The following is a 6,150-nucleotide window of genomic DNA, read 5'->3' as shown; positions in this document are numbered from 1 at the left end:
GTACTCCTTGCCGGCGTCGATGGCCGGCTGTTCTCGATACTGGGGGCTTCAGGCGCGCTGGATGATCAGCTCGCGGCCAACACGGGCCTCGACCTTGGCGTACCGCCACAGCTTGTAAGGGCCCTCGCCCACCGCCGTGGTGCGGAACAGGTTGCAGGCGGCATGCACGGTTTCGATGTCCGGCACGTCGGCCAGCAGGTAGGTGGTCCAGGGGAAACCATCGGATGGGCCGACCATGCTCTTGTCGTCATCCATGTTGCCCAGCACGCTGACTCCGGCCAGATCATGAATGCCGTTCCACATCTCACTGAAGGCAGCCCAGACCTGCAGCTGCTCCTCACGCGGGGCATCGAAGAAGTTCTGGTTGATGCCCATGCAGAACAGCACTCGCAACGCTTTCTTTTCGCTCATTTCAAAGATCCCGAAAGTTACAGGTAGCCCGGAAGGGGCTGTTTACCGAAGAACATGGCTCCGGCGTTCTGATAGGTGACATCGCCCATGAAGGCGTGCTGGGTAACCACCTGAGCGTCGTTGACGCAGCGGGCCAGCGGGCTCTGGCTGTAGATGCCGGTCATGCCCGAAAGCATCTGTGCGTTGCGCGCCACGTCGGCCGCCACACGGGTAGCGTGAGTGGAAGACAGACGCAGCAGGTTGGTGGCCTCGACCGGTACAGGGTCGCCAGCAAGCACGTGTTCCCACGCCTGCTCGATGGACTCATAGAAGAAGGCACGCGCCGAGCGCAGCGAGGCTTCGGCCTTGGCCACATCGACCTGGGCCAGGGGACGGTCTGCCAATGCCGGTGCGCCGGTGACCGAGATGCGCCCGCTGGCCATTGCCGACAGTTCATCCAGTGCCGCACGCGCCACGCCCAGCCCGACTACCGACAGCACCTGAGTGGCCAGCGACAACGACGGGTAGCGGAACAACGGCTCATCGAGGTTGGCCTTGCCACCTCGGACGAACGTCCACTCTTCGCCCACCACGACATCCTCGACCACCACATCGTGGCTGCCGGTGCCCAGCAGGCCCACGGTGTCCCAGGTTTCTTCGATGCGGGCCTGGCTGCTCGGCATAACCGCCAGACGCGGCAGGTCCAGCTTGTCGCCATTGCGTGGCGCGATGCCGACGCCAATGATGTCGGCGCCCATCGAGCCACTGGAGTATTTCCAGCGACCATTGACCTTGAAGCCGCCTGCGACGATCTCGGCTGGCTGCGGCGGGAAGATGCCACCGGCAAACACCGTATCCGGGCTCTTCTGGTAGATCCTGGCAATGGTCTCCAGGGGTAGTGCCGCCAGATAGACCGGGCTCATGCCGAAGCTTGCCACCCAGCCGGCCGAACCGTCGGCATGGGATATACGCTCGATCATTTCGCAGAACTGTGCAGGTGAGCATTCCAGCCCGCCGAAACGCTGGGGCACCAGGGCGCGATACACACCATGGGCCTTGAAGGCATCGATCACGTCTCGGGAAATGTGGCGCTGATGATCGAACTCTCCCAAGCGGGCACGATCCCGAACACCCTCGAGCAGAGCCTCAAAGGCTGCACCAGAGGAAAGCGCCGACACGGGCGCTGCACGCAGGCATAGCGAATCCATAGACTTTCTCCGTCTCAGGCACGGTTGGAACAAGGGACAAGAAGGGGAATGCCGTGCCCTGTGCGGGAACTGGCGCTACCGATAATCGGTTGAGGCGTGGGCATGTTTTCGGTGAAAACGCACGCACCACTTTGCATGAAATGGTCTTGGACGGGCGGCATGGTATGTCTCTCTTGTTGTATTTGCCGATGACCAAAATTTGCGACTATTTACGTGAATTGTCAATTGAATATTCACGGGATATTTGTTCGAAACAGTTCACTCGATAAACAATAATGATTATTATTGACATGTCTATATTATTGATTTAATTGGTTTTTCATGTTTTAGATATTTTCATTTTTCTGCAAACCCTAGATCTAAAAGCTTTAAAAAACGTCCGATAAACGAACACTTTGAATTTGCCGATGATCTGATACTGAAGTTCCTGAGGGCAGAAATGACAACGCATGGCAGCGCTGCAAAAGCCGCTGCCATGCGTTCAGGATCAGGGCCCAGGCCCCGCTTCAGAAATGAGTGGAAATAACCAACGCCGTGTAGACGTTGAGATCGTTGTCGCCGACCTGTAAACCTCCATGCGCTGCGTCTTTTTTGGGGTCGTACAAGCCAAGCATCGGCGACACCACAACGTTCGGCGTGACAGTCCAGTCCAGCGTAAGATCCAGCTCGCGGCCGGAGGTATCCGGCGCACCATTGGGACGATGCGTACGGAAATCGTAGGCCAGTACGTTCAACGCCAGATTTTCATGTGGCTGGGCGCGCCAGTACACATGATGGATTGACGTGTTGGCCCCGAATGGCCCGGCGTAGTTCGCAGCCACCTCCCCCTGGAACCAGGTGCCGTAGCCACGGGTGAAGCCGTACAGCAAAGAATCCCAATGTGCGCCGTACCCGGTATAGCGGTAGCCGAGGGTCTGCTGCCAGGGCAGGCTGGTGAAGGTCCAGGCTGCCTCGACGTAGCCTGCCTGCGCATTCCCCCGGCGGGTATTCTGCCAACCGAGCTCGGATGACAGGAACAGCTGCTCGACACCGGCGTTTCCCGTAGCCCGGATACTGTAGACATCCATGCCGTCACGGTCGGCCTGTGCATCGACGGCGAATTTCTTGTCTACCCCAAGGCCATGCAGATAGGTCAGCCCCACCGTCCCGGCAGCCCCCGAGTACTCGAGCGTGGAAAAGGCCATCTCGACCTTGGCCTGGATCGGATTGTCCGACTTGAACCAACCCAATGACCCGTGCAGCCCCTGCTCCCCTCCGAGCTTGATCCACAGCGTCTGATCGAAAGCGCGCCTTGGCGTGATGTAGTAGCCGCCACCGCGGTTGTAGGCATCCCCGGCCAGACCACGCCCGGCACTGATACCGTCGCCAGCCACGATGAAGCCATCACCGAGCAACACCGCCTGACGCCCGGCCGAGACTTCGACGCCATCCTTGCCCAACACCGGGAACAGATCCGCCGAACGCCAGCCGGCGTAGGCCTCCTCCCACTTGTCCGTGCGCTCGCTGCCATTGGTGAAGCCTCCGGCATCGCCATCCCCCCAGGTTGCCGATGCAACCCTTTTGGCCTTGCCGAAGACGGTGCCCATCCCGTCACGTGCAAGGCTGCCACTGAGCCCATATTTCACATAGCCCTCTTGCCAGCTGGAGTGACCGGCTTCACGGTTGCCCCATACCTGGTAGTTCTTGTTGCTGTGGAAGGCCCCAAGGACGGCCTCCAGATCGAACGACAGTTTGGTGTCGTTTTCATCGATCAACTCGAATGCCGGTACGGCACAGCACCACAGACCACCCAACAGGCAGACAGAGCGCCCTAGCGCAGTACCCAGATACGGTTTCATGGCAAAGCATCTCCCTTGGCGGGCCGCACAATCGGCCCACCTTCTTGTTGTTATTGGCTTTAGGTAAAAACTGTGGGGATCAGTGAGGTACAACCCGCACGGCGGACATGCCCGCGGCCAGCAAGCTGCCGCTGTGCGGTGTTTCCCTGCTGAGCAGGAGCGTTATCCCGAATGCCTCGAGAAACCTGTCAGCACTTCCATGGAACGGATCATCAGCCTTCATCGCACTCACCTTCTTTGTATTTGTTGTGACAAGGCACGCAGGGTTGCGGGCCAAGCCAGGTTCGATGGCGTGAGCTGATTCTGGCGCAGGTAGCCGGCTATGGTTTGGTCAAGCCTGACAGCGTTTTGCATATGGTCGCCACAGGCATGGCGCGATAGCTACGGGGAGTGACTCCCCACTGCTTCTTGAAGGTCTTGGAGAAATGCGCAGAGTCTGCAAAGCCCCATCGCGTGCCGATATCGGTGATGGAACGGTGGCTGTAGGCCGGGTTGCGCAGATCCTGCGCCGCCTTGAGCAAGCGCTCGCGCAGAATGTAGCGGCATACACTGTCGCCGCTCGTTTCGAACAATCGATACAACTGGCGACTGGAAATACCCAGCTCCTGCGCCAGGGCGATCGGCGACAGCCGTGGTGAGTCCAGCCGCTGCTGAATCAGGGACTGCACCTCATGCAGGTGCAACCCGGGCGAAAGATCCCGGGAGGGATATTCAACGACCGATTGCAACAATCCGACCAGCGCGGTCTCCAAGCCATCGCTGTCTTCGGGACGAGCCCACTGCTCAAGCTCGCCACCAGTCACCTGACGGACGATCGTCCCCAGCAACTGACCGCAGGCCCCGGTCGTAGACAGCTTGCCAAACTGACTGGGTTCCAGGTGCCTGAGCCGCTCGCCGGACAAATGGATCGACACATGAGAAAAGAGCCCGCGAGGAATCATTTTCATGCCCTGGGCGGAGTCGAGCAACGCCAAGTCGCCTTCGCGCAAATCCAGTACGCGGTCGCCCAGTTCGATGGACATTTCACCCTGTTGCTGTAACACAAGGAAACAATGTGGGTCGCTATCGCGGCCGGCCTCGCGCCCTGATCGAGCGATGGCATTGGCATTGGTACGAATGTGAGCAACCTGGGTAGTACCCAGCAACGAGCGCCGTAATTCGCCAATGAAAAGGCTCTGGCAATGGTCATAGCGGGTTTCGAAGCGCCCGCACACCGCGTGCACATTCTCGTTCCAGACAGACATCGTTTGACCGGTCACATCCACCTCCGACGTTTGCTCGCCCCACAATAGTGCACTTTTCACGTGATTATGGGTAACAAAAAAGCTGATGTAGCATGGGTAAGCACGGAGCGGGCCAACCTGGCCGCATGACCCGCCGATCGATAAGAACCGCCGCCGCTCGTCAATGACAAGAGAACACTGTGATGCCCAACCACACAACACCCCAGCCGGACCTGCACGACTACCGTCTGCGCTATCTGTACCTGTGCCACGAAAAAGGCTCGATGCGCGCGGCGGCCGAATCGCTTGGCGTTGCAGCGTCCTCGGTCAGCCGTCAGGTGGCAAAGCTGGAGGAAGAACTGGGTATCGAGCTGATCAAGAAGGCAACCCACAAGGTCAGCCTCACGGCGGCAGGCTTGCTGCTGGTGGGGTACTACGCCCAGCGCGTGAGCCAGCAGGCTGCACTGTTCGATCAACTTGCGGAACTGCGTGCCCGACAAGGCGCCTCGACGATCATCGCCATCGGCGAAGGCTTGCTGGGTGTGCGCGCAATCAGCTCGTTGCAGGAGTTTTTGCGCCAGCACACAGCGCACAAGGCTGAAATCATCACCGCGCCCTCTTTCGAGGTACAACGGATGGTTTTGGCTGACGAGGCCCACTTGGGGGTCGTGTTCTCGCCCAGTGCAGTTGCCAACCTGACGCGGCTGTTCAGCGTTCCACAGCCCTTGCGCATGATCGTCCACCAGCGAAGCGGGCTTGCCGGCCGCTCGCAGATCAGCCTGGAAGAAATTGCCAACGAACCACTGGTGTTGCCAGGCGCAAATTTTCGGGTGCGGCAACTGGTCGATGATGCCTGCAAGAACCAGCCCTTCCAGATCGTGCCAGCGCTTACCGCAAACTCGCTGACAGTGATTCTGGACTTCGTGCGCTCGGGCCTTGGCGCCACCCTGCTCGCCGAGCTTCCTGTCATCGAAGAGCTCAAGGCCGGGACGTTCAAAGCCATCGCAATCAGCAACGACGAGATGAATGGCACCGACATCCAGATCGTGGCACGCCGGGGTCGGGCACTTGATGAGCTCTCCAGAGCGCTGGCCACCGAAATGGCACGGGCCGTTCGCATGGCGATCTGACGCCCCTTGATGTTGTTGCGAATACGCAATCGCCGGCCATTCGTTGCATAAAACGCAACAACATTGATCACCCTTGTTATTGAGCCGGATCGACACCGGCATTAGCGTTTGGCCCATAACGCTTCACACCAGATGAAGCACATAACAAGAGGGCCAAGGCCATGACCGTGCGCGACATCCAACTCCACTTTCACAGCACCCATCCCTCCCGCCTGCCGGAGCCTTTGCACCTGTCCACTCAGCGCTAGCGCGAAGGCTTTACACCGCCTCCACCCATCAAAAGACAATGTTCGCCAACACGCCTGTGCATCTACCTGACAGATGACAGGCAGCGGCTGGCCGACGTTCTGATAAAGGTGAT

At 59.3% G+C, this 6,150-nt stretch carries 5 protein-coding genes; 1 reads left to right on the top strand and 4 read right to left on the bottom strand.

What is annotated here, in order from left to right:
• Positions 1–48: 48 nt before the first annotated feature.
• The 4 genes from ACIQUI_RS28370 to feaR all read right to left on the bottom strand — a co-directional run bounded on the left by ACIQUI_RS28370 (position 49) and on the right by feaR (position 4,695).
• Positions 49–411, bottom strand: a complete 363-nt coding sequence (locus ACIQUI_RS28370; protein ID WP_403204392.1) for an IacB protein — start codon at positions 409–411, stop codon at positions 49–51.
• A gap of 17 nt (positions 412–428) precedes the next feature.
• Positions 429–1,598, bottom strand: a complete 1,170-nt coding sequence (gene iacA, locus ACIQUI_RS28365) for an indole-3-acetate monooxygenase (protein WP_403204389.1) — start codon at positions 1,596–1,598, stop codon at positions 429–431.
• 506 nt (positions 1,599–2,104) lie between these two features.
• Positions 2,105–3,436 carry a hypothetical protein gene (locus ACIQUI_RS28360; RefSeq protein WP_403204386.1) on the bottom strand — a complete coding sequence of 444 codons (1,332 nt, stop codon included), beginning with the start codon at positions 3,434–3,436 and terminating at the stop codon, positions 2,105–2,107.
• 320 nt (positions 3,437–3,756) lie between these two features.
• Positions 3,757–4,695, bottom strand: coding sequence for a transcriptional regulator FeaR (gene feaR, locus ACIQUI_RS28355; protein ID WP_403204384.1), 939 nt, complete (start codon positions 4,693–4,695; stop codon positions 3,757–3,759).
• 167 nt (positions 4,696–4,862) lie between these two features.
• Between feaR and ACIQUI_RS28350 the strand changes: the two genes are divergently transcribed.
• Positions 4,863–5,789, top strand: coding sequence for a LysR family transcriptional regulator (locus tag ACIQUI_RS28350; RefSeq protein ID WP_403204381.1), 927 nt, complete (start codon positions 4,863–4,865; stop codon positions 5,787–5,789).
• Positions 5,790–6,150 lie beyond the last annotated feature (361 nt).

Source organism: Pseudomonas sp. NPDC090592 (assembly GCF_044769185.1).
In the GTDB taxonomy this organism is placed as follows: Bacteria; Pseudomonadota; Gammaproteobacteria; order Pseudomonadales; family Pseudomonadaceae; genus Aquipseudomonas.
Note: the sequence above shows the minus strand (reverse complement) of the source record. Positions and strands in the feature narration are given on the sequence as shown.

Bases quoted from the DNA above. Each gene is read 5' to 3' on its own strand.
- ACIQUI_RS28370 (WP_403204392.1), bottom strand. From the start codon at position 411: ATGAGCGAAAAGAAAGCGTTGCGAGTGCTGTTCTGCATGGGCATCAAC.
- iacA (WP_403204389.1), bottom strand. From the start codon at position 1,598: ATGGATTCGCTATGCCTGCGTGCAGCGCCCGTGTCGGCGCTTTCCTCT.
- ACIQUI_RS28360 (WP_403204386.1), bottom strand. From the start codon at position 3,436: ATGAAACCGTATCTGGGTACTGCGCTAGGGCGCTCTGTCTGCCTGTTG.
- ACIQUI_RS28350 (WP_403204381.1), top strand. From the start codon at position 4,863: ATGCCCAACCACACAACACCCCAGCCGGACCTGCACGACTACCGTCTG.